Genomic DNA, 21,620 nt, shown 5'->3' with positions numbered 1-21,620 from the left:
CGCGTTTGTGATCGAAGGACGCGACTTGGTTCGAACCGAATGCGCCACCGCCCAGACCAAGAAGGCGGGACCAACCAAATAGCTCAAAGCCTTGTCCGATACGCCCTATCCGATTGACCTCGACAGCATTCGCGGCGCGTTTCCGCCCGGCATCGAGGCGCCGCCGCTGCTGGTCGACTTTGCGGCCTGGCTGAAAGGGCGCCCGTGGGGCAGCGTCGGCTGCTTCTCGCTGCAGGGCCAATTCTCGGACTCCGCGCCGATCGTCGACGGCAGTCCCTTGCGCGACAGGTTCTCGCTGTTCATGCGCCTGCCTGACGGCTCGGTCGTCGGCGGCTGGTATGGCGCGGGTCTTGATCGCGACAATCCGCCGATCGTCGGTCTGGGCTCCGAGGGTGATTACGAGCTGCTGGCGCCGAGCCTCGATGCGCTGCTGACGAGGCTGACGTCGCAGCAATTCGACAGGGCCTGGAGCGATCTGAAGCCGCGTGACGACGTCGAGCCTCAGACCGTCGAACTTGCGCAATGGCTCGCTGGCCAGCCCGTTGTCGACAAGGCGACGTGTGACGACGGAGCGCCGGAGCTGCCTGATTTCCGCGGCTTCATGGAAAAATGGAGCCGGGACCGCGAGGACTATTGGGCCAACCATCGCATGATGGCCGAACTCGGCTGGCGGCTGGCCGCCCATCTGCCCAAGGGCAAGAATGCCTGGGATAAGACGCGTTTCGAGGTCGCGATCGTCGGCAAGCAATACCAAGCGCGCGTGCTGACGCGCGGACCGCAGCCGTTCGAGGAAGCCGCTTCGATCGAATCCCTGCTGCGCGATCTGCGCGAACAGATGTGGAAGGCTCAGCCTGAGCTCGGGTTATGGTATGCGATGAGGTTCGGCCTCTACGCCGACGGCCGCGTCATGCCGAGCTTCGAATACGATGCGCGCCCGACCATCGACGGCGAACCGGCGAAGTTATCCGAGGCTCAGGCCGATCTCGCCCGCGCACCAAGGCCGGAGCGCTGGGTGCCGAAATGGCTGGCGTGATCGTCTCCACACTGTCATTGCGAGCGCAGCGAAGCAATCCAGACTGTTCCCGCGGAGGGATTCTGGATTGCTTCGCTACGCTCGCAATGACGGAATGCGGTCAGAACCCGGCGACGCTGCCGTGCAGATCGTATGCGTCGGCGCGCTCGATCTTGGCGGTGACGATCTCGCCGACACGCAAGGGGCGGCGGCTGGAGAGATAGACCGCGCCGTCGATCTCCGGCGCATCGGCCTTGGAGCGGCCCTTCGCCACGGTTGGGCCGACCTCGTCGATGATGACCTGCTGCCGCGTGCCGACCTTGCGCTTCAGCCGCCGCGCCGAGATCTTCTGCTGCCGGGCCATCAGCGCGTTGTAGCGCTCCTGCTTGACCTCTTCAGGGACGGGGTTCTCGATCGCGTTCGAGGTGGCGCCGGCGACCGGCTCGTATTTGAAGCAGCCGAGCCGATCGATCTCGGCCTCCTCGAGCCAGTCGAGCAGATAGGCAAAGTCGGCATCGGTCTCGCCGGGGAAGCCGACGATGAATGTCGAGCGCAAGGCGAGATCGGGACATTCCTCGCGCCAGCGCTTGATCCGCGCCAGCGTCTTGTCCTGCGCCGCCGGACGCTTCATCGCCTTCAGCACCTCGGGGCTCGCATGCTGGAACGGGATGTCCAGATAGGGCAGCACCTTGCCCTCGGTCATCAGCGCAATGACCTCGTCGACATGCGGGTAGGGGTAGACATATTGCAGCCGGATCCAGGCTCCCAACTCGCCGAGCTCGCGCGCGAGGTCGAGGAATTTTGCGCGGACCTGGCGGTTCTTCCACGGGCTCTCGGCATATTTGAGATCGACGCCGTAGGCTGAAGTGTCCTGCGAGATCACCAGGAGCTCTTTGACGCCGGCGCCGACGAGGCGCTCGGCCTCGCGCAGCACGTCATCGGCGGGACGCGAGACGAGGTCGCCGCGCAGCTTCGGAATGATGCAGAAGGTGCAGCGGTTGTTGCAGCCCTCGGAAATCTTCAGATAGGCGTAGTGGCGCGGGGTCAGCTTGATGCCCTGCGGCGGCACCAGGTCGAGATGCGGATTGTGCGCCGGCGGCAGTGCACGATGCACGGCGTCGAGCACGCTCTCATATTGCTGCGGGCCGGTGATGGAGAGCACGCCCGGATAGGCCTGCTCGATCGCTTCCGGTTCCGCGCCCATGCAACCTGTTACGATCACCTTGCCGTTCTCGGCCATGGCCTCGCCGATCGCCGAGAGCGATTCCTGCTTGGCACTGTCGAGGAAGCCGCAGGTGTTGACGATGACGATGTCCGCCCCGTCATGCTTGCGGGCGAGCTCATAGCCCTCCGCGCGCAGGCGCGTGATGATGCGCTCGGAATCCACCAAGGCCTTGGGGCAGCCGAGTGACGTGAATGAAATGCGCGGCGCTCTGTCCATGTAATCGCCTGGAGCCTATCTGAATTGTGTGGATTTGCGATCCAAGTAATTGAACCGATGGCGAAATTCAACAACTAACGTATGCGGCGCGCGGCTAAAGCAGTACGCGCGCGTAGTTGGCGTGATCGGCCAGTCACCAGCGACGATATTACTGACTGACGGTTCCTGGTCTGGAAGCTCATTCGGATCGAGCGAGTGGAGGATCCGAGGTGAATTGCTCGAACACGCCCGTTTTGGTTGTTATTCGGTTTCTTGCTTGATTTCACGGAGCTTAACCACGATGCGCCGCTTCATCTTCGGCTTGGCTTTCGTCACCGTTTCTTATGGCGCCATGTTTCCGGCCCGCGCTGAAGTCGACAAGATCATCCATGTCTGCGATCGGCAGGAACGATTGTGCCCGGAATTCAGGCCACGCGTGAAAGCACCTCATGGTTGGGCGAGGGACGAGGCCGCGAGTCTCAAATACGGCGCATCGATGTTCGTTCCTAAAGGGAAGACATTCGGTAAAGCAGAAGCAATCATCTATGCCGAGGGCCGCTATAACGAGGACCGGACCGAACTGGTTCAATGGATCGCAACGAGTGATAAGGATTGGGCGACGACATCCGGCGACCATGCCAAGATCACCACGCTTCCCTCGGTCAGCCCGAAGGTCATCATCAACCGCTACGACAATCCGTCCTTGAAGGACCAGCCGATCGAAGTCATCGCGCATTACGCCGACCGCGACAAGGACGGCAATTCCTACGTCGTGCGGCTAGCGGTCTCCGGCCGCACTGAGGCGGCGGTGCTGGCCGCGGTGCCACTTCTCGACAAGATGATCGTTGGCGCGAAGATTCCGTGAGAGCATGAGTTCTGCTTCGCAGCTGAAGGCTGACCTGCGTGAGCGTTTTCTTGCGGGTGGGTGGCACGGAAAGTTTACGTTGTGTCAGGACACCCGAGCGACACGAAGCTGACCTTGGGCGCAGCCGTCTGATCCATATCGGATCTGCCTGATTGACCTGCCTGAGCTAGTTCCAATTGCGCATAATTACAACCCTTTGCAGGGCGATCCGGCGTGCTATGGATGAATCAGCTGCCGTGAGTGAGCCATGAGCGCCGAACAGTCGCCCAAAATCGTGATCGTCGACGAAAGCCCGATCCGGGCCGCGATCCTGGAGGAGGGATTGCGCGAGGCCGGGTTTACCCAAGTCGTCCATATCAGCGAGATGCAGAGCCTGCTGGCCCGTATTTATGCGGCGGACCCCGACATCATCGTGATCGATCTCGAAAACCCCAGCCGCGACGTGCTGGAGGCGATGTTCCAGGTCAGCCGCGCGGTGAAGCGGCCGGTCGCCATGTTCGTCGACCAGAGCGATTCAGCCTCGATCCAGGCCTCGGTCGAGGCGGGGGTGTCGGCCTATATCGTCGACGGGCTGAAGAAGGAGCGCATCAAGCCGATCCTCGACCTTTGCGTGTCCCGTTTCAACGCCTTCGCCAAGCTCCAGGAGGAACTGGAGCGCACCAAGTCGCAGCTCGAGGACCGCAAGATCATCGAGCGCGCCAAGGGCATTCTGATGAAGGTGAAGGGCCTGACCGAGGACGAGGCCTATGTGCTGCTGCGCTCCACCGCGATGCGCGAGAAGAAGAAAATCGGCGAGATCGCGCAGTCGATCATCACCGCGTCGGAGATGCTGAAATGACCGTTCCCCTCCGCATCGGGTTCATTCCGCTGGTCGATGCCGCCGCGCTGATCGTCGCGGTGGACAAAGGCTTTGCCGCCGCCGAGGGGCTCGAGGTCGAGCTGGTGCGCGAGGTCTCCTGGTCCAACGTCCGCGACAAGCTCAATATCGGCCTGTTCGACGCGGCGCATCTGCTCGCGCCCGTGGCGATCGCGTCCTCGCTCGGCCTCGGTCACGTCAAGGTGCCGATCGCCGCGGCCTTCAATCTCGGCATCAACGGCAATGCCATCACGGTGTCGCCGGCGCTCCATGCCGCGCTGATGGAGGAGATCGACGGCGATCGCTTCGACCCGATGGCGACGGCGAAAGCGCTGGCGAAGGTGGTTGCCAAGCGCCGCAAGGCGGGGGCCGAGCCGCTCACCTTCGGCATGACCTTCCCGTTCTCCACCCACAATTATCAATTGCGGTTCTGGATGGCGGCGGCGGGCGTCGATCCCGACGAGGACGTGCGCCTCGTGGTGCTGCCGCCGCCCTATATGGTCGACAGTCTGAAGAACGGCCATGTCGATGCGTTCTGCGTCGGCGCGCCCTGGAACTCGGTCGCGGTCGATCTCGGCGTCGGCCATATCCTGCATTTCGTCGCCGACATTCTGGTCCGTGCGGCGGAGAAGGTGCTGGCGATCCGCCAGACCTGGGCCGACAAGAATCCGGACGTGGTCGCAGCCCTGGTGCGGGCAGCCGTGAAGGCCGCCGAGTTCATCGAGCATCCCGAGAACCGGACCGAGGCGGCGCAGATCCTGGCGCAACCCGAACGGATCGGCGTCGACGCCGAGGTCATCCAACGCACCCTCACGGGGCGCCTGAAGATCTCGCCCGATGGCACCTTCCGCGAAAGCGGCCGCTACCTGCTGGTCGGACGCGAAGGGGCAGGGCGGCCCGATCCGGTCCAGGCCGCCTGGCTCTATGCGCAGATGGTGCGCTGGGGCCAGACGGCGCTCACCCCTGACGGGGTCAAGACGGCGATGGCGGTGTTCAGGCCCGATCTCTACGACGCGGCGCTCGGCAACAGGGCGCCGCTTGAGGCTCCCGCAGCGTTCGGCGCCTTTGCCGGTCCGGCCTTCGACCCCGCCGATATCCGTGGGCATCTCGAGGCCTTCGGAGTCGGCCGCTGGAAGGCCTGATTCGCGGTTGCTTCGCTTTTGAGCATCTAAGATCCTTGGCTAATGTTTGAGCTGGCTGCTCGTATTTCGGGAGAGTTCCCAAGCCGGCAGTTTCCGGGTCCCATCCTAATTATCTGAAACTTCATTGGTTTTTATTTCGACCAAGCTGGCACGCAACTTGAATGTTGCGCTGCGGCCAGCTTGTCATAGGTGCCTGCTGAGCCAAGTCCCGCAGCAACGAAGCTGATCGGACCGTGGGTGACGAAGCCGGCTTCTGAGCCAGCCTTCAGTTCCTCGCGGGTCGCGCCAATCCGTCGAAGCCACTTTGGTGGCCGCAGGAGCTTCGTTACCGACCATGAAAATCGATACGCTCTCAGTCGACTTTACCGACGAGCAGAAACGCTATCTCGAAGGCTTCACGACCGGCCTGCAGATCAGCCGCGTCGGCCGCGGCCTCGGTGGCGGCAGCGGCAAGGCGAATGCCGAGCCTGTGGGTCCCGATGCCGTGCACATCAAGGCGCAGGACAAGGTGATCGCGTCGGGCAAGAAGCTCGCCGATCAGGAGAAGTTCAAGCGCGACGAGCATCCCTTCGACGCCTATCCGCGGCTGCGCCAGCAGGCGCTCGACAACACCCCGCCGAGCCCGGCGGACAATTTCCGCTGGCGCTACTACGGCATCTTCTATGTCGCGCCGACGCAGGACTCCTACATGTGCCGCCTGCGCATCCCGAACGGCATCATGAAGCATTGGCAGCTGTCAGGCCTTGCCGATCTCGCCGACGAGCTCTGCGGCCCCTACAGCCACGTGACCACGCGCGCCAATCTCCAGCTGCGCGAGATCCCGCCGAAGCACGCGATCAGAATGATCGAGGGCATCCAGGATCTCGGCCTGTGCTCGCGCGGCTCCGGCGCCGACAACATCCGCAACGTGACGGGGACGCCGACCGCCGGCATCGATCCGCAGGAAATCATCGACACGCGGCCCTATGCTCGCGAGTGGCACTACCACATCCTCAACGACCGCTCGCTCTACGGCTTGCCGCGCAAGTTCAACGTCGCCTTCGACGGCGCCGGCCGGATCGCGGTGCTGGAAGAGACCAACGACATCGCCTTCACGGCCTATGAGGTAAAGGACGGTTTCGGCGTCGAGCCGGGGGTCTGGTTCCGGCTCGGCCTCGGCGGTATCACCGGCCACAAGGATTTTGCGAAATATTCCGGCATCATCGTCAGGCCGGAGCAGGCGACCGCCGTCGCCGACGCCATCGTGCGCGTGTTCATCGAGCATGGCGACCGCACCAACCGCAACAAGGCACGGCTGAAATACGTGCTCGACGCGATGGGCCATGACGGCTTCCTCAAGCTGGTCGAGGAGCGGTTGAAGACGCCGTTCACGCGCGTGCCGGAAGAGGCGTTCGCGCCGCGGCCCGCGGCGGATCGCATGGCGCATATCGGCGTGCACAAGCAGAAGCAGGATGGCCTCAACTGGATCGGCGTATCGCTCACGCTCGGCAAGCTCACTTCCGATCAGATGCGGGGCCTCGCCAAGGTCGCGCGCGACCTCGGCGACGGCGAGATCCGCCTCACGGTCTGGCAGAACCTCTTGATCTCGGGCGTGCGCGACGAGAATGTCGAGCTTGCCATTGCCGCCATCAAGCAGATCGGGCTCGCGGTCGAGGCCTCGCACATCCGCGCCGGCCTGATCGCCTGCACCGGCAATGCCGGCTGCCGCTTCGCGGCGTCCAATACCAAGCGCAATGCCGCGGAGATCGGTGACTGGTGCGAACCGCGCGTCGCGATGGACAAGCCGGTGAACATCCACCTGACCGGCTGCCATCATTCCTGCGCGCAGCATTACATCAGCGACATCGGACTGATCGGCGCGCGCGTGCCGGTCAATGAGGAGGACACCGTCGAGGGCTATCACCTCTTCACCGGCGGCGGGTTCGGCCCCGACGCCGATGTCGGGCAGGAAGTCTATCACGACCTCAAGGCCGAGGACGCACCGAAGACGGTCGAGGCGCTGCTCAAGGCCTATCTCGCCAATCGCGCCTCGCCCGACGAAACCTTCCTCTCCTTCGCGCGCCGCCATGACGGCGAAACGCTGCGCAAGCTTGCCGATGCACAGGTGTCCGCATGAACCAGATCACGCCTCCGCCGAAACTCGATATCATCCCCGCCAGCGCGCCATTCTCCGACGCGCAGCGCTCCTGGCTAAACGGCTTCTTTGCCGGACTGCTCTCGCCTGATGTCGCAACGCCGCTGTCGCCAGAGCAGGGCGCCGCGGTCATGCCGGCCGGTGACGGCGACGACGGCGAAGCGCCGTGGCACGATCAGACCATGCCGATCGCCGAGCGGATGAAGCTTGCCGAAGGCCGTCCCCTGCGCCGCAAGATGATGGCGGCGATGGCACAGCAGGATTGCGGCCAGTGCGGCTACAATTGCCACGATTATTCGGAAGCGATCGCGTCCCGCAGCGAAGCGCGGCTCAATCTGTGCGTCCCCGGCGGCAAGGAAACTGCGCGGATGCTGAAGTCGCTGTACGAGGAGCTCGACAAGGCGCCCGCGGCCAAGATCACGGACAAGACCGCTGACAAGGCCGGCGCTCCGGCGCCGGCCGTGACCGTGACGATCGCAGAGCCCGGCCGCTCGCGGGATAATCCGATCCAGGCGACCTTCCTGTCGCGCCGTCTTCTCAACAAGGGCAAGTCGGAGAAGGAGACCTATCACATCGAGTTCGATCTCTCCGAGGGCAAGCTCGACTATGTCGTTGGCGATTCCTTCGGCGTTTTCCCGCGCAACGACGTCGGCCTCGTCGACCAGATCATCGCGCTGCTCGGCGCCTCCCACACGACCAAGGTCAACGGCAAGACGCTGCGCGAGGTGCTGATCGACGACGTCTCGCTGTCGCCGGCGCCCGACACGCTGTTCGAGCTGATCTCCTTCATCACCGGCGGCGCGCAGCGCGAGAAGGCGCGGGCGCTGGCGCAGGGGGAGGATCCCGATGGCGATGCCGCGACGCTCGACGTGATGGCGGCACTGCAGAAGTTTTCCGGCACGCGGCCGCATCCCGAGGCCTTCGTCGAGGCGCTGGAGCCGCTGCAGCCGCGGCTCTACTCGATCTCGTCCTCGCACAATGCGACGCCGGGAAAGCTGTCACTGACGGTGGACTCGGTGCGCTACGTCATCGGCAAGCGCAGGCGGCTCGGCGTCGCCTCGACCTTCCTCGGCGAGCGGATCAACGAAGGCGAGAAGCTCAAGGTCTATGTGCAGAAGGCGCACAATTTCGGCCTGCCGCAGGACCCGAAGACGCCGATCATCATGGTCGGTCCCGGCACCGGCATCGCGCCGTTCCGCGCCTTCCTGTTCGACCGCAAGGCGACCGGCGCGCCCGGCAAGAACTGGCTGTTCTTCGGCCATCAGCGCAGCGATTGCGATTTCTTCTATCAGGACGAGCTCAACGCCATGAAGACCTCAGGGCTTCTGACGCGCCTGTCGCTGGCCTGGTCGCGCGACGGCGAGAAGAAGTTTTACGTGCAGGACCGCATGCGCGAGGTTGGCCGCGAATTGTGGACCTGGCTCGCCGAGGGCGCGCATCTCTACATCTGCGGCGATGCCAAGCGCATGGCCAAGGACGTCGAGCGCGCGCTGGTCGACATCGTCGCCCAGTTCGGGGCACGTTCGACGGATGAAGCCGTCAGTTTCGTCGCCGAGCTCAAGAAGACCGGCCGCTTCCAGGCTGATGTGTATTAGCGGTTGAAACGTCGGATCATCGCGCTTCGGCCTTCGGTGTCATCCGATTGTCATCCGAGTCGGTTCCAACTGGCTCGGACTTTAACGAATAAGATTCTCGGAACCTGCTGGTCAAGAGAATTTGCGTCTGCGATGGGGGGCCTCCAGAGAACCCTCATCGCTATTTCCGCCACCGTCTTGCCTCCCGTCCTGGTTGATCCTTCATACTCCCGCAAATGGGGCGTTGGAGATCGACCATGCGCGAACTATCGGCGGAAGCCAGGCTGCACTTCTACGCGCGCTCGCTCTCGCGCCGGACCGGGGCGAGCATGCACCACGTTGCGATGTACAGCGCGTTTGCGGTGATCGCGGCGATCGTGTTCGGGACGCTGTCGGTGCATCCGTTCTGATGTGTCTGCGTAGGGTGGGTTAGCCGAAGGCGTAACCCACCACTTGTATGGATGCAGCAGAAGAGGTGGATTACGCTTCGCTAATCCACCCTACGCTACCGAGCGTTTGTCACGCCCCGCGCTTGAACGGCGCCACATCGATCCCCGCAGCTTTCAACGCCTGCCGCACGCCGCGCGCGATCTCGACCGCGCCGGGCGTGTCGCCATGGATGCAGACCGTATCCGTGCGCATCTTGATGACCTTGCCCGTGACGGACACCACCGCACCGTCCTGCACCATGCGCACCACGCGCTCGGCGATCGCCTTGGCGTCGTGCAGCACCGCGCCGGGCTTCTTGCGTGAGACGAGGTTGCCGTCATCCTCATAGGCGCGGTCGGCGAACACCTCGTGGACCATCGGCAGGTTGGCGTCTTCGCCGGCCTTCACCAGCTTCGAATTGGCGAGCACGACGAAGATCAGGCTGGGATCCACCGCCTTGATGCCGGCAGCGATCGCCTTCGCCGTCATGTCGTCCTCGCAGGCGACGTTGGAGAGCGCGCCGTGCGCCTTCACATGGGTGACCTTGTGGCCGGCCGCAGTCGCGATAGCCTGCAACGCGCCGATCTGGTAGGCGACGAGGTTCTCGATCTCGGAGGCCTTGAGCCCTGCGATCGGATGCCGGCCGAAGCCGTGCAGGTCGCGATAGCCGGGATGCGCGCCGACCGAGACGCTGCGCGCCTTCGCAAGCTCCACCGTCCGGCGCATGATGTCGGGGTCGCCGGCATGGAAGCCGCAGGCGACGTTGACCGAGCTTGCCAGCTCGATCATCGCGGCGTCGTTGCCCATCTCCCACGCGCCAAAACCTTCGCCGAGGTCGCAATTCAGATCGACTGTTTTCATGGGTTGCTCTCCGCCTCTGGTCTTGTTGTCGCTTATGGCTCCGCCGTGACCTGCCACGTCCCAGCATCGACCGCGCTGACCGCATAGCCCGCCACGTTAGCATCGCTGAGCGCCTCGATGTTGAGCGCGACGATGTCGGAGGAGCGCAGGCGATCGGGCAGGCTGCGGATCGCTTGCGCGAACTTGCGCGCCTCGTCCTGCGCTTCGGCCATGCTGACCGCCTTGAAGCGGAACGCGGTTCCTGCCGAGGTCTGGGCGAGGCGGCCGATATCGGCCGTGATCACGGTTGCGATCTTCGGATAGCCGCCGGAGGTGCCGCGATCCATCATCAGCGCGATCGGCGCGCCGTTACCGGGCACCTGGATGCTGCCGTTGACCGTGCCGTCGGAGACGATGTTGTGGCCGTGGAGATGCTTGATCGCAGGGCCTTCGAGCCGGTACCCCATGCGGTCCGAGGTCGCCGAGATCTTCCACTCACTATCCAGGAACAGCGCCTTGTTGGCGTCGTCGAATTCGTCGTCCTGAGGCCCTAGCAGCACGCGGATCGGGCCGCTCGCCGACTTCGGCAGCTCGATGCGCAGCTCCGGTGCGCCGCTCGCGGCATCGACCGTGAATTCGTCGCCGGCCTGGAGCGGGCGCGGGTAGGGGCTGCCGAGGCCGGCGCGGGCGTTCACGGCAAGGCTGCCGAACACGGCCTCGCCCTTGATGGCGCCTTCGATCGCGAGATAGGTGAAGGCGCCGCCGCGGGCAAAGCCGAGCGTCAGCGTCTCGCCATCCTTGAGCGTCACCGAGGTGTCCATCGCGACCGCGCTGCCGGCGATGTCCGCATTGCGCGGCGCGCCCGATATCGCCACGCGCACGGCGCCGTCGCGGGCGGTGAAGGAGGCACCGAACGGGCCGATCTCGATGGCGGCCGCGAACGGCTCGTTGCCGACCAGAGTGTTCGCCGCCGCAAGCGACAGCCGGTCCATCGCTCCGCTCACGGTCAAGCCGTAGCGCTGCGCGCCGTGGCGGCCGCCGTCCTGGACCGAGCTGGCAGGGCCGATGCTGGCAACGACGAGCCGGCTCATGCGTCCACCTGCTCAGCGACGATCTCGCCGGCTTCCGCAGCGCGGTCCATGTCCTCGAATGTCTTGTGGTCGATCGGGTAGAACGTGACGCGGTCGCCGGGCTCGGTGAGGAAGGTCGGATTGCGGTGGAGCTGATAGGTTCGCACCGGGGTGCGGCCGAGCAGATGCCAGCCGCTCGGGGCGGCCAGGCATTGGATGCCGGCCTGGACGCCGCCGATCGAGATCGTGCCGGCCGGCGTCAACAGTCGCGGCGATTGCCGCCGCGACATGTGCAGGAATTTGTCGAGGCCGCTGAGATAGGACCAGCCCGGCGTGAAGCCGATCATGGCGACCTTGTAATCGCCGCCCGAATGCCTGATGACGATGTCATCCGGCGTGGTGCCCAACGTCTTGGCGACGTCCTCGAGGTCGATGCCGTGCTCGCCGCCATAGGCGACGGGAACGCGCCAGCGGCGCGCTTTCGTGACCGGCGGCAGCGGCCGGGTGGCGATCGGGAGGATCTTTTCGCCCAGCGCATCGAAGCCGATCTTGCCGGGATCGTAATGGACCAGCAGCGAGCGATAGGTCGGCACGGTTTCGGTGATGCCGTCGATGGGCGCAGCTAGCAGCGCCTTGTCGAGCGCCAGCACGCGCTGGTTGGCATCGTCGTCGATGGTGCGGCTGAACTCGACCGTGACGGCACTGTCGCCACTGGGCAGAAGGCGGGGCGGGGGAAGCGTCGCGGCCATTGAGCTGTCAGAGCGCTGTCGGAATCGGGCTTCTCGGGAACGCGGGCTCGACCTTGAGTTCCGCTTGTCCCTGCTTCGCGTAAATGTGCCCGCAAGTCCAATAAATTAATGCAAGGGGAAGCGATAAAGCCTTGTTATCGCATCGCATAACGGCGCTGCGGCCCTGCGTAATTGCTAGCCTCTTGGCCCTTGACGCAAAGCTCGCGGCTCGCAAGATGCGCGCGTTCTTTCCCGCACCTTGGAGCTCGTTCTCGTCCATGTCGCTGTCCCCCGAAGCCCGCAAGACCCTCGCCGGCATCACCACCGCCACCATCACCACGGTCCTGCTGAAGAAGGGCCTGCGCAATGTGTGGATGCGCGGCGCGCGTCCGTTGCGGCCGGGCCTGCCGCGGCTGGTGGGACCGGCCTTCACGCTGCGCTTCGTGCCGGCGCGCGAGGATCTGGCGACACCGGAATCCTGGTCGTCGCCGATCTCGACCCGCACCGCGATCGAGGCGATGCCGGAGGGCTGCATCGCCGTGGTCGATGCCATGGGCATCACCGATGCCGGCATCTTCGGCGACATCCTTTGCGCGCGAATGGTCAAGCGCGGCGTCACCGCGCTTGTCACCGACGGCGTGGTGCGTGACGTCGAGGGCGTGCTCGGCACCAATTTGCCGGTTTGGTGCGACGGCTATGCCGCGCCGCCGTCGGTTGCAGGCCTCACTTTCGTCGGCTGGGGCGAGCCGATCGGCTGCGGCGGCGTTGCCGTCTTCCCGAACGACATCGTGGTCGCCGACCAGGACGGCTGCGTGCTGATCCCGCAGGCGATGCTCGATCACGTCCTCAATGAGGGCGTCGAGCAGGAGCGGATGGAAGCCTGGATCGTCAACGAGGTGAATAACGGCGCGGTGCTGCCGGGCCTCTATCCCATGAACGCCGAAACCAAGGCGCGCTACGCCGCCAGCAAGAAGTAACGGACAAGGAACGAGGACCCTCATGGACATCACGCTCGCCGGCACGCGGCCGACCCGCCGCGCGCCGAAGGAACACTTCACCGGCACCGTGTGGCAGGACCCCATCAACATGGCCCCCGAGCCTGCACGACTGAACGTCTCGCGCGTCGCATTCGAGCCCGGCGCGCGCACCAACTGGCATCATCATCCGCTCGGCCAGACGCTTTACGTGATCTCGGGCGTCGGGCGCGTTCAGACCAAGGGCGGCCCGGTCCAGGAAATCCGTCCCGGCGACACCGTCTGGATTCCACCGGGTGAAGTGCACTGGCACGGCGCATCGCCGACCAACGGCATGTGCCACATCGCCATGCAGGAAGCGCTCGACGGCGTCTACTCGACCTGGCTGGAGCCGGTCACTGACGCGGAGTATGGCGCGGCGGTGGGCTGACTCTCGTGTCCCGGACAAGACGCATCGCCCAAGGCAATGCGTCGCCGATCCGGGACCCAGATCTTCGACCCGCTGAGAGCACTGGGTCCCGGCTCTGCGCGGCAACGCTTCGCGCTGCCGCTTGTCCGGGACACGGCACCTAAATCTTCTCCGCCGTCCACGTGCCCGTGCACATGGCGCCGCGCCAGGTGCCGGAGCCGGACGCGCCGCTGAGCCGGCCGAAGCCGACGGCACGCTTGATGCCGGTGCTCAGGGTGACCTTGATGTTGCCGGCCTCGACGACGCGCCCCGACGCCGTCACTGCGGCGCTGCTCGAGGCGATCTGACCATTATTGATGCCGATCGCGACGGTCGCGCCGTTGCCGCAAGCCTGGCTAGAGGAGGCAATGCGGACATTCCATGCGCCATCGAACGTGCTTGTCGCAGCGTCGGCTTGCGCGAGCGGGACAGCGATGACGACGGCGGTGGCGAATAGAGCCTTGCGAAACACGTTCATGACACGCCCCTGTGGTTGACCATGCGGGGGACCGTGACACGTGCGCGGAACCGGCGATGTGAGGGCTGTCACGTGCGCAGGAGGCTGTGTGAGCCTGCGCACGCCGGCACGCCAGGGCGCAAAAGCAAAGGACCCGCATCGCGGGCCCCTTGTCTGCGTAAGAACGATCAGGCGGATCTCAATTCACCCGCGTCCAGGTCTGGCCGCCGCAAAACATTCCGCCGAAGGCGCAGCCCTGCACACGTAGCCGGTCGGTGCCCTTCATGGCGATCGTCGAATCGTAGGTCGAGCCCGAGTTCGGATCGAGGATGCGGCCCGACCATTTCTGGTCCTTGCCCGGCTTCATGTTGATCAGCACCTGCTCGCCGTTCTGGTTGGACTTGCTGTCGACGGAATAGCCGCAGAGGTTGGTGCCGCATTGCTCGATGCGGACCTTGCCTTCCTTCTCCTCGGTGAGCCAGACGCCGACCGGCGAATTGAGGTCGCGCGTCGGCGCGGTTGCAGGTGCAGGCGGCACTGCGGCCGCTTCAACGCGAGCGGGAGCAGGCGCAGGTGGCGGAGGCGGGGCCGGCGGAGCCGCAGCCACGGCCGGGGCGGGCGGCGGGGCCACGGCGGGCGCGGCTTGCTGCTCGACCGGCGCAGGGGCCGGAGGTGGTGCAGGCGGCGGCGCAACGGCCGTTTGGGCCGGCGTATTGGCCGCAGTCGCGGCCGTCGGCGGAGCCGGCGGCGCAGGAGGCGGCGCGACGGCGGCCGCGGGCGCCTGCACGGCTGCGGGCGGCGCAGCAGGAGCGGGGGGTGGGGCCGGAGCAGCCGGCGCTTGCGGATCGACCGTGGCCTGCTGCGGCGCCGTCTCGTTCTTCTTGGCCTTCTTGGGCTTATTCTGGCCTGTGTTGTCGTAGACGCCGGGGATCTGCACCGTGCCGCGGTCCGGATCGATGCGGATGGTGCGCCCGCCATATTCAAACGTGTACTGCGCCTGCGCGGCAGTGCTCGCCAAAAGGAATGCGGCCGTGGCCAACAGCTTCCTCATTTCCGTCTCCTGAACAGGTGGTCCCCGCATCGACGCTTACGCGCCGGCTCGCTTGCAGAAAGTGATCTAGATCACTGTCGTTGTTATGAGTCGTCTGCCGGCGGTTCCGGGTTCAATAGGCCCGGAGCCGGTCCAAAGTTTGGCGAGGCAAAGCGACAGGAGGACGCGGCCCAGCGCAGGCCGGCAGGCTCAACTCTGTCCAACGACGGGTAATCGCAGATGAGGCGTGGGCCGTGGGCACGCTTGTCTCCACAGCGTCATGGCCGGGCTTGTCCCGGCCATCCACGCCTGTGCTCGCAGCACAGAAAACGTGGATGCCCGGGACAAGCCCGGGCATGACGACGACTACTAGATGTTCAAATGCGAGAGCCTACGCTTCGCCCTTGCGCTCGTAATCGGCGAGCGAGCTGCGGCCGGCGATCTCGCTGCGCAGCAGCTCGAAGCGCCTGTTCGCCTCATCCTGCTGGGTGTCGACGAAACGCACCGCGGCTTCGCTCGTCATGGGACCGCTGACCACGGGCGCGGACTGCTCGCCGATGGTCTCGTGGACATAGTACTGGCCGTCATCGCCGCGGTGGACCGTCCATTTCAGACGGATCGCGACCATGGGTCCCGGACCGACCTTGCTGTAGCCGTCGGCATCGGTGTGCTCCGGCGCCAGCGGCTGCTCTTCGACCACGGGATGCTCTTCGAGCAATTGATGCTCGTCGATCGCCGGATGCTCGTCCACGATCGGCGGCTCGTCAGACGCGATGTGCTCGCGCTCGCCTGCAACCACGATCTCGGTCTCGGTCTTGCGAATGACGAGGACGGGCTCGGGGTTCTCCAGGATGCTGGCGATGGTGGCCAGTGTCTGGTCGGTCGGGTCGATCTCGGTCAAGGGTCCATCCTCCAGCTCGGCACGCCGGCCAGTCTGTCCCACTGCCGCCGCGCTTCCGCCTCCATTACGCGCGTTTGATTAAGGCTGAGTTGGGGCCCGATCTGCACCAAAATGGGACGCTTTCTGGCCTTCCGAAGGCCGGGGGAGCCGCCGACCTTCGCGATCTCAGCCCAGCACGTCCTGGTTGATGACGTTTTGCCTGATGGGATCCGCGTCCAGCACGCTCAAAATGTTGCGCGCGGTCTGCTCGCTCATGCGGCTCACCGCCTCGACCGTGACGCCGGCGACATGCGGGGCCATGATGACGTTGGGCAGCGCGAACAGCGCGTTGCTGACCGGCGGCGGCTCCACCTCGAACACGTCGATGCCGGCGCCGGCGAGCTTTCCGGACGTCAGTGCGTCATAGAGCGCCGCTTCCTTCACGATGCCGCCGCGCGCGGTATTGATGAGGTAGGATCTATCCTTCATGCGGCCGATCCTGTCGGCATCGAACAGGCCGACGGTCTCCGGCGTCTTCGGGCAGTGGATGGTGACGAAGTCGGCGTGAGGCAGCGCGGCGTCGAGGTCGGTGACCGGCTCGCATCCGGCCGCCTTGATGTTGGCGGCATCCTTGTAGGGATCGTAGACCTGCACCTTCATCTCGAACGCCAGGCAGCGCTTCGCTGTGCGGCTGCCGATGCGGCCGAAGCCGACGATCAGCACGGTCTTGCCGTAGAGATCGAACGGCAGCATGCCGAGCCGGTCGGCCCAGGTGCCCTCCTTGACGCAGGAATGCAGCTCCTGCGCGCGCTTGGCCAGCGTCAGCATCATGAACAGCGCCGCTTCCGCAACCGAGGGCGAGTTGGCGCTGCCGGCGACCATCAGCGGCACCTTGCGACGGGAGAGGGCGGGCACGTCGACGGCGTCGTAGCCGACGCCGATGCGGGTCACCACCTTCATGTCGCGCGCGGCCTCGAGCTCGGTTTCGCCGAAGGCGGTGGCGCCCAGCGCCACGCCATGGACCGGCGCATGGCTCTTCAACAAGGCCTCGAAATCCTTCGCCGAGATCAGGTTCGGAAACTCGACGAGCTCGATATCGTCCCGCTGGTTGAGGACGGCACGTGCCCCTTGCGACAAAGTTTGCGTAACGAAAATCTTCTTCTTATTGGTCGCCATCGCTCCCCTACCTGCTCGCTTTTCTTGGATCGCGGCGTCACAACACGACGCCGGTCTCCTCATTTAGCAGGTGCATGTTGTTGAGGTCCATCGCCAGGCGCATGGGTGCCCCGTCCTTGGCGCCGGCATTGGGATCGACCCGGCCGCAGACCGGCGTGCCCTCGAGCCCGAAATAGACCAGCGTCTCCATCCCCATCGGTTCGGTGACGTCGAGCACGGTGTCGAAAGTCTCGACGCCGGGCGCCAGATGCGCATGCCACTCGGTGAGATGCTCGGGACGGATGCCGAGCAGCAGCTTGTCCGAGCGCGGCAGCGCGTTGTAGCGCGCGGCGCGAGCCGGCGGCAGCGGGAAGGCGATGCGGTCGGTGAGGCGCAGCTGAAGCGTGCCGCCGACATCCTCGAGCCGGCACGGGATGAAGTTCATCGCGGGCGAGCCGATGAAGCCGGCAACGAAGCGCGTCGCCGGCTTGTGGTAGAGCTCGTTCGGCGTGCCGATCTGCTCGATCTTGCCCTTGTTCATGACAACGACGCGGTCGGCCAGCGTCATCGCCTCGACCTGGTCGTGGGTGACGTAGACCGTCGTGGTGCGCACCTTCTGGTGCACCTTCTTGATCTCGATCCGCATCTGCACGCGCAGTTTCGCGTCGAGATTGGACAGCGGCTCGTCGAACAGGAAGACCTTCGGGTTGCGCACGATGGCGCGGCCCATGGCGACGCGCTGGCGCTGGCCGCCGGAGAGCTGCTTCGGCTTGCGGTCGATCAGGTCGGTGATGTCGAGGAGGCGTGCGGCTTCGGTCACCCGCGCCTTGATCTCGGCCTTGGGATAGTGCTTCAGCCGCAGCCCGAACGACATGTTCTCTGCGACCGTCATGTGCGGGTAGAGCGCGTAGTTCTGGAACACCATGGCGATGTCGCGGTCCTTCGGCGGCACGTCGTTGACGATGTCGCCGCCGATCATGATGTCGCCGTCGCTGATGTCCTCGAGGCCCGCGATCATGCGCAGCGTGGTCGACTTGCCGCAGCCGGAGGGGCCGACCAGCACGATGAACTCGTGGTCGGCGATGTCGAGGTCGATGCCGCGCACGGCTTCGACATCGTCGTAACGCTTGACTACCTTCCGCAAGGAAACGTCGGCCATTTCAGTTCAACCCTTCGCTTTCAACCCTTTGTCGCACCGGCAGTCAGGCCGGCAATGTAGTAGTCCATCAGGAAGGCGTAGATGATCAGCGGCGGTGCGGCGCCGAGCAGCGCGCCGGTCATGATCTGTCCCCAGTTGAAGACGTCGCCCTTGATCAGCGTGGTGATGATGCCGACGGGCAGAACAAGCTGGTCCGTTGAGGTCGTGAACACGAGCGGATAGAGGAATTGCGCCCACGATACGGTGAAGGCGAAGATGGTCGCGGCAATCAGCCCGGGCAGCGCGACCGGAATGAAGATCCGGGTCAGAGTCTGGAACCAGGACGCTCCATCGATGATGGCGGCTTCGTCAAGCTCCTTGGGGATCGAGGCGAAATAGCCGATCATGATCCAGGTGCAGAATGGGACCGTCAGCGTCGGATAGATGAAGAGCAGCACATACCAGCGGTTGATGAGCTGGATGCCGGTCCAGTCGCCGAACAGGGCGAACACCTTGAACAGCGGAATGAACAACAGGCTGTCCGGAATGAGGTAGGTCAGGAACACGCCGGTCGCTAGCGTCGCCGAACCCCAGAACCGCATCCGGGCAAGGGCGAACGCCGCGGGCACGCTGATCAGCATCGTGATGGTGACCACGAAAATCGAGACCAGCGCCGAATTCCAGAAGAACCGCAGGAACTGGTTCGACGTCAGCAGGCCGATATAGTTCTCGAGAGTCGGGTGAAAGACCCACCAGGGATTAGTCGCCGCAGAGATTTCGGCGCTGCTCTTGAGCGAGGTGATCAGCATGTAGATGGGCGGCAGCAGCGAGAAGATCGCAAACAGCGTCAGGAAGAAATACGACCATCTCAGCGCCCATTTGCGGTCGCGGCTCATGCTGCCATATTTGACCGTGCGTGTCGGCGCGGCCTTGTCGATCGTGACTGAGCTCATCAGGCTTCATTCCCGCGCTTGTTGACGTCCCGCAGGATGAAGATCGCTGCGATCGCCAGGATTGGCACCATGAACAGGGAGACGCTGGCACCGAGCGGAATGTCGCTTCCCTCGATGCCGATCCTGAACGCCCAGGTGGCAAAGATGTGGGTGTGGTCCAGCGGGCCGCCGGCGGTCAGGATTCGCACGATGTCGAAATTGGCGAAGGTGACGATCAGCGAGAACAGCGTCGTGATCGCGATGATGTTGCGCATCATCGGCAGCGTCACGTACCAGATCCGCTGCCACCAATTGGCGCCGTCGATTGCCGCGGCTTCATAGAGCTGCTCGGGCACCGATTTGAGGGACGCCAGATACATGATCATGAAGAACGGCGCGCCGTACCAGACATTGACCAGAATGACGGAGAAACGCGCCCAGGCTGCGTCGCCGGTCCACGGGATCGGGCCTATCCCGAAGAACGACAGTGTATAGTTGAATGCACTGTAGGAGGGATCGAACAGCCAGAGCCATGCCAGTGTGCTCATGGCGGGCGGGATCACCCATGGGACCAGCAGCATGCCGCGCCATTTGCGCTGGCCTTTGGCCGGAATGTTGTGGACGAAGTGTGCGACGATGAACCCGATCAGCGCCTTGAAGACCACGGCGGTGATGGCAAAGATGCAGGATTGCTTGACGACCAGCCAGAATGTGTCGCGCCTGAACAGGAACTCAAAGTTGCCGAGGCCGATGAATTTCTGCATCGACTTGTTGAGGGTCGCCAGGTGAAGCGAATAGAACGCGGGATAAATCACCAGAAGTGCGATGAGGATGATCAGCGGTAGCGTCATCAGGAACGCCGCGGTTGATCTGCGCTTGAGCGCCTTTTGCAAACCGGAGCGTTTTCGCGCCGGTCGCGTGGCGCCAATCCCGTCCGGCCGCACTGCCACATCAGCCATGATGCATTTTCCTCGCGCGATTTAGTACAAAGAGCTCGATGTCGGAACGAGAGCCGAACTGCTCGTGGCTCGTGCCGAGGCGAGGGGTCGCCGCAAGACGACTTGCGGCCGCTTGCGGCGACACCTTGGCCGTCTCAGCTCCGCATGAAGCCTTCACACTCGCCTTCGGCCCAGGCAAGCGTCTTTTCCATCGCTTCACCTTGATGATAACGCAAACACATCTTGGTCAGCGTGGCCTGCGCGTAGATTTGCTGTGCAATCTTTGGCGGCGCGGGAGAGGCTGCAATCGACAGCGTCTGATGCTTGTAGGGGTTGGGATAGTGATAGAGCGTACCCTTCGGCGGCCCTTCCTCCTGCCACACCTTCAACGTCGTCAGCTTTTCGTAGGCCGGTAGATCGTAGCCGCCGCTTGCGACCACCATCTTTTCGATGGACGCCGGCTTCGAGAGCTGGACCAGGAGGCTCTTCGCCGCGTCCTTGTTCTTCGAGAAATTCCAGATGCTCCAGAAGTACGGCAGGTAGGGGGCAAAACGCCCCTTGGGTCCGGCCGGGAAGCCGTGAGTCCAGCATTGCTCCGCAACCTGCGGCGCGTCGCGCCTGGCAACGGCCCAGGCGCTCGGCGGGTTCATGATCATCGCCCCCCTTCCGGAGACCAGCCATTTATTGTTGGATGCGTCATCCCAGGCTGCGGCGTCGGGCGGCAGGAAGCTAATCAGCTTCTTGTAGAATTCGAGTGCCTGACGAACCGCATCGGTCTTGACGGTGAGATTGCCCTTGGCGTCAACGAGCTGGGCGCCGAACGACAGGAAGATCGCGCCCGCCGTATCGACGTTGTCGGTGGTCTCGCCGAGGCCGATGCCGAACGGGACGCCAGCCTTGTGACAGGCTTCGGCAGCCTTCAGGAATGTTTCGAGCGTCCAGTCATCAGCTTTTGGTTCAGAACCGACCGGATACATCGCCTGCACGTCGATGCCAGCATGCTTCTTCATCAGGTCGATGCGGGAGCAGGGACCCTTGATCTGGCTGCCGACGGAAGCCGGAACTCCAAGCCATTTGCTCCCGGACGTACCCAGATACTTGGCCGTGCCGTTCACGTCGCCATTCTCGGCGATGATCGGCCCCATGATGTCGCTGACGTTCTCCAATTGGTCGGCATTGGCGTGGGCCCACCACGTTGGCATGGCAAAAATATCATGGCCCGACTTTGCCTGCGCTTCGGCAGCAATGGTGAGCAGGTTCTTGTTGCCCTGGCTGGGGATGTAGTCGATCGTAACTTCGACCTTCTCCTTCGCCGCCCATTCGTTGACGATGTCGGTCGAGGCCTTGTTGGCGCCTGGCACCCAATGGTCCCAGAAGCCGATCGAGAGCTTGCCGGCGGCGTAAGCGCCCCGGACATAGGGCGCCGAGATCAGCGCCGCGGAGGACATTGCAGTGGCAGCCACAAATTGACGTCGCGTCAGTTTCTTGCGTGACATCTCGTTTCCTCGCTTGGGTGTTGTTGTTGGAGTTTCCTCTGAGACTTCTTTCTTGAACTCTTGTTTCTTGAGTTGTTGTTGGTCGATTTTCTTGTTGGTGCC

General features: G+C 64.2%; 21 protein-coding genes. 9 read left to right on the top strand and 12 right to left on the bottom strand.

Annotation, left to right across the window (positions count from 1 at the left end):
• The first annotated feature begins 91 nt into the window (after positions 1-91).
• Positions 92-1,033, top strand: a complete 942-nt coding sequence (locus ACVWYQ_RS05005) for a hypothetical protein (protein ID WP_404541036.1) — start codon at positions 92-94, stop codon at positions 1,031-1,033.
• 100 nt (positions 1,034-1,133) lie between these two features.
• On the opposite strand, the gene rimO is transcribed toward ACVWYQ_RS05005, so the two are convergent.
• Positions 1,134-2,453 (bottom strand): 30S ribosomal protein S12 methylthiotransferase RimO, encoded by a 1,320-nt coding sequence (gene rimO / locus ACVWYQ_RS05000; protein WP_271537977.1) that lies wholly within the window; start codon positions 2,451-2,453, stop codon positions 1,134-1,136.
• Positions 2,454-2,733: 280 nt separating this feature from the next.
• Here rimO and ACVWYQ_RS04995 point away from each other — a divergent pair, with 280 nt between their 5' ends.
• The 6 genes from ACVWYQ_RS04995 to ACVWYQ_RS04970 all read left to right on the top strand — a co-directional run bounded on the left by ACVWYQ_RS04995 (position 2,734) and on the right by ACVWYQ_RS04970 (position 9,413).
• Positions 2,734-3,297 carry a hypothetical protein gene (locus ACVWYQ_RS04995; protein ID WP_271537978.1) on the top strand — a complete coding sequence of 188 codons (564 nt, stop codon included), beginning with the start codon at positions 2,734-2,736 and terminating at the stop codon, positions 3,295-3,297.
• 247 nt (positions 3,298-3,544) lie between these two features.
• Positions 3,545-4,135, top strand: coding sequence for an ANTAR domain-containing response regulator (locus tag ACVWYQ_RS04990; protein WP_036012463.1), 591 nt, complete (start codon positions 3,545-3,547; stop codon positions 4,133-4,135).
• The gene (locus ACVWYQ_RS04985; protein WP_157287585.1) at positions 4,132-5,295 is read left to right on the top strand and encodes a CmpA/NrtA family ABC transporter substrate-binding protein; all 1,164 of its coding nucleotides are present in this window, start codon (positions 4,132-4,134) and stop codon (positions 5,293-5,295) included. Before ACVWYQ_RS04990 ends, ACVWYQ_RS04985 begins: the two co-directional genes overlap by 4 nt.
• Before the next feature lie 334 nt (positions 5,296-5,629).
• Positions 5,630-7,411 (top strand): NirA family protein, encoded by a 1,782-nt coding sequence (locus ACVWYQ_RS04980; protein ID WP_275509922.1) that lies wholly within the window; start codon positions 5,630-5,632, stop codon positions 7,409-7,411.
• On the top strand, positions 7,408-9,024 hold the full coding sequence (locus tag ACVWYQ_RS04975) for a sulfite reductase subunit alpha (protein ID WP_271537981.1): 1,617 nt from the start codon (positions 7,408-7,410) through the stop codon (positions 9,022-9,024). Before ACVWYQ_RS04980 ends, ACVWYQ_RS04975 begins: the two co-directional genes overlap by 4 nt.
• A 236-nt stretch (positions 9,025-9,260) precedes the next feature.
• Positions 9,261-9,413 carry a hypothetical protein gene (locus ACVWYQ_RS04970; RefSeq protein ID WP_036028094.1) on the top strand — a complete coding sequence of 51 codons (153 nt, stop codon included), beginning with the start codon at positions 9,261-9,263 and terminating at the stop codon, positions 9,411-9,413.
• A 109-nt stretch (positions 9,414-9,522) separates the two neighbouring features.
• Here the strand turns inward: ACVWYQ_RS04970 and ACVWYQ_RS04965 are convergent, their stop codons facing one another.
• From ACVWYQ_RS04965 to pxpB, 3 genes are read right to left on the bottom strand one after another with little or no spacing between them, the layout of a single operon-like run.
• Positions 9,523-10,293, bottom strand: a complete 771-nt coding sequence (locus tag ACVWYQ_RS04965; protein WP_271537982.1) for a LamB/YcsF family protein — start codon at positions 10,291-10,293, stop codon at positions 9,523-9,525.
• Positions 10,294-10,325: 32 nt separating this feature from the next.
• Positions 10,326-11,363 (bottom strand): 5-oxoprolinase subunit C family protein, encoded by a 1,038-nt coding sequence (locus ACVWYQ_RS04960; RefSeq protein ID WP_456725487.1) that lies wholly within the window; start codon positions 11,361-11,363, stop codon positions 10,326-10,328.
• Positions 11,360-12,091 carry a 5-oxoprolinase subunit PxpB gene (gene pxpB, locus ACVWYQ_RS04955; RefSeq protein ID WP_157287589.1) on the bottom strand — a complete coding sequence of 244 codons (732 nt, stop codon included), beginning with the start codon at positions 12,089-12,091 and terminating at the stop codon, positions 11,360-11,362. Before pxpB ends, ACVWYQ_RS04960 begins: the two co-directional genes overlap by 4 nt.
• A 257-nt stretch (positions 12,092-12,348) precedes the next feature.
• Here pxpB and ACVWYQ_RS04950 point away from each other — a divergent pair, with 257 nt between their 5' ends.
• A complete protein-coding gene (locus tag ACVWYQ_RS04950) occupies positions 12,349-13,047 on the top strand; it encodes a ribonuclease activity regulator RraA (protein WP_036012452.1) in 699 nt (232 codons plus the stop codon).
• Between the two features lie 22 nt (positions 13,048-13,069).
• Positions 13,070-13,474, top strand: a complete 405-nt coding sequence (locus ACVWYQ_RS04945) for a (R)-mandelonitrile lyase (protein ID WP_157287590.1) — start codon at positions 13,070-13,072, stop codon at positions 13,472-13,474.
• Between the two features lie 139 nt (positions 13,475-13,613).
• Here ACVWYQ_RS04945 and ACVWYQ_RS04940 read toward each other — a convergent pair whose 3' ends face one another.
• From ACVWYQ_RS04940 to ACVWYQ_RS04905, 8 genes are all read right to left on the bottom strand, one after another.
• Complete coding sequence (locus ACVWYQ_RS04940) at positions 13,614-13,970, bottom strand: hypothetical protein (protein WP_456725486.1); 357 nt, start codon at positions 13,968-13,970, stop codon at positions 13,614-13,616.
• Between the two features lie 178 nt (positions 13,971-14,148).
• Positions 14,149-15,000 carry a DUF2147 domain-containing protein gene (locus ACVWYQ_RS04935; RefSeq protein ID WP_275509917.1) on the bottom strand — a complete coding sequence of 284 codons (852 nt, stop codon included), beginning with the start codon at positions 14,998-15,000 and terminating at the stop codon, positions 14,149-14,151.
• A 370-nt stretch (positions 15,001-15,370) separates the two neighbouring features.
• Positions 15,371-15,880: a hypothetical protein gene (locus ACVWYQ_RS04930; protein ID WP_198400025.1), complete on the bottom strand. Its 510-nt coding sequence runs from the start codon at positions 15,878-15,880 to the stop codon at positions 15,371-15,373.
• Positions 15,881-16,045: 165 nt separating this feature from the next.
• A complete protein-coding gene (locus ACVWYQ_RS04925) occupies positions 16,046-17,035 on the bottom strand; it encodes a hydroxyacid dehydrogenase (protein ID WP_456725485.1) in 990 nt (329 codons plus the stop codon).
• Positions 17,036-17,072: 37 nt separating this feature from the next.
• Positions 17,073-18,173, bottom strand: a complete 1,101-nt coding sequence (locus ACVWYQ_RS04920; RefSeq protein WP_456725484.1) for an ABC transporter ATP-binding protein — start codon at positions 18,171-18,173, stop codon at positions 17,073-17,075.
• Positions 18,174-18,193: 20 nt separating this feature from the next.
• Complete coding sequence (locus ACVWYQ_RS04915) at positions 18,194-19,105, bottom strand: carbohydrate ABC transporter permease (protein WP_225152665.1); 912 nt, start codon at positions 19,103-19,105, stop codon at positions 18,194-18,196.
• Positions 19,105-20,043 carry a carbohydrate ABC transporter permease gene (locus ACVWYQ_RS04910; protein ID WP_456725483.1) on the bottom strand — a complete coding sequence of 313 codons (939 nt, stop codon included), beginning with the start codon at positions 20,041-20,043 and terminating at the stop codon, positions 19,105-19,107. Before ACVWYQ_RS04910 ends, ACVWYQ_RS04915 begins: the two co-directional genes overlap by 1 nt.
• Before the next feature lie 134 nt (positions 20,044-20,177).
• Positions 20,178-21,518 (bottom strand): ABC transporter substrate-binding protein, encoded by a 1,341-nt coding sequence (locus tag ACVWYQ_RS04905; protein ID WP_456725482.1) that lies wholly within the window; start codon positions 21,516-21,518, stop codon positions 20,178-20,180.
• Positions 21,519-21,620 lie beyond the last annotated feature (102 nt).

The sequence above is a fragment of the Bradyrhizobium sp. USDA 3397 genome, from assembly GCF_054060965.1.
Note: the sequence above shows the minus strand (reverse complement) of the source record. Positions and strands in the feature narration are given on the sequence as shown.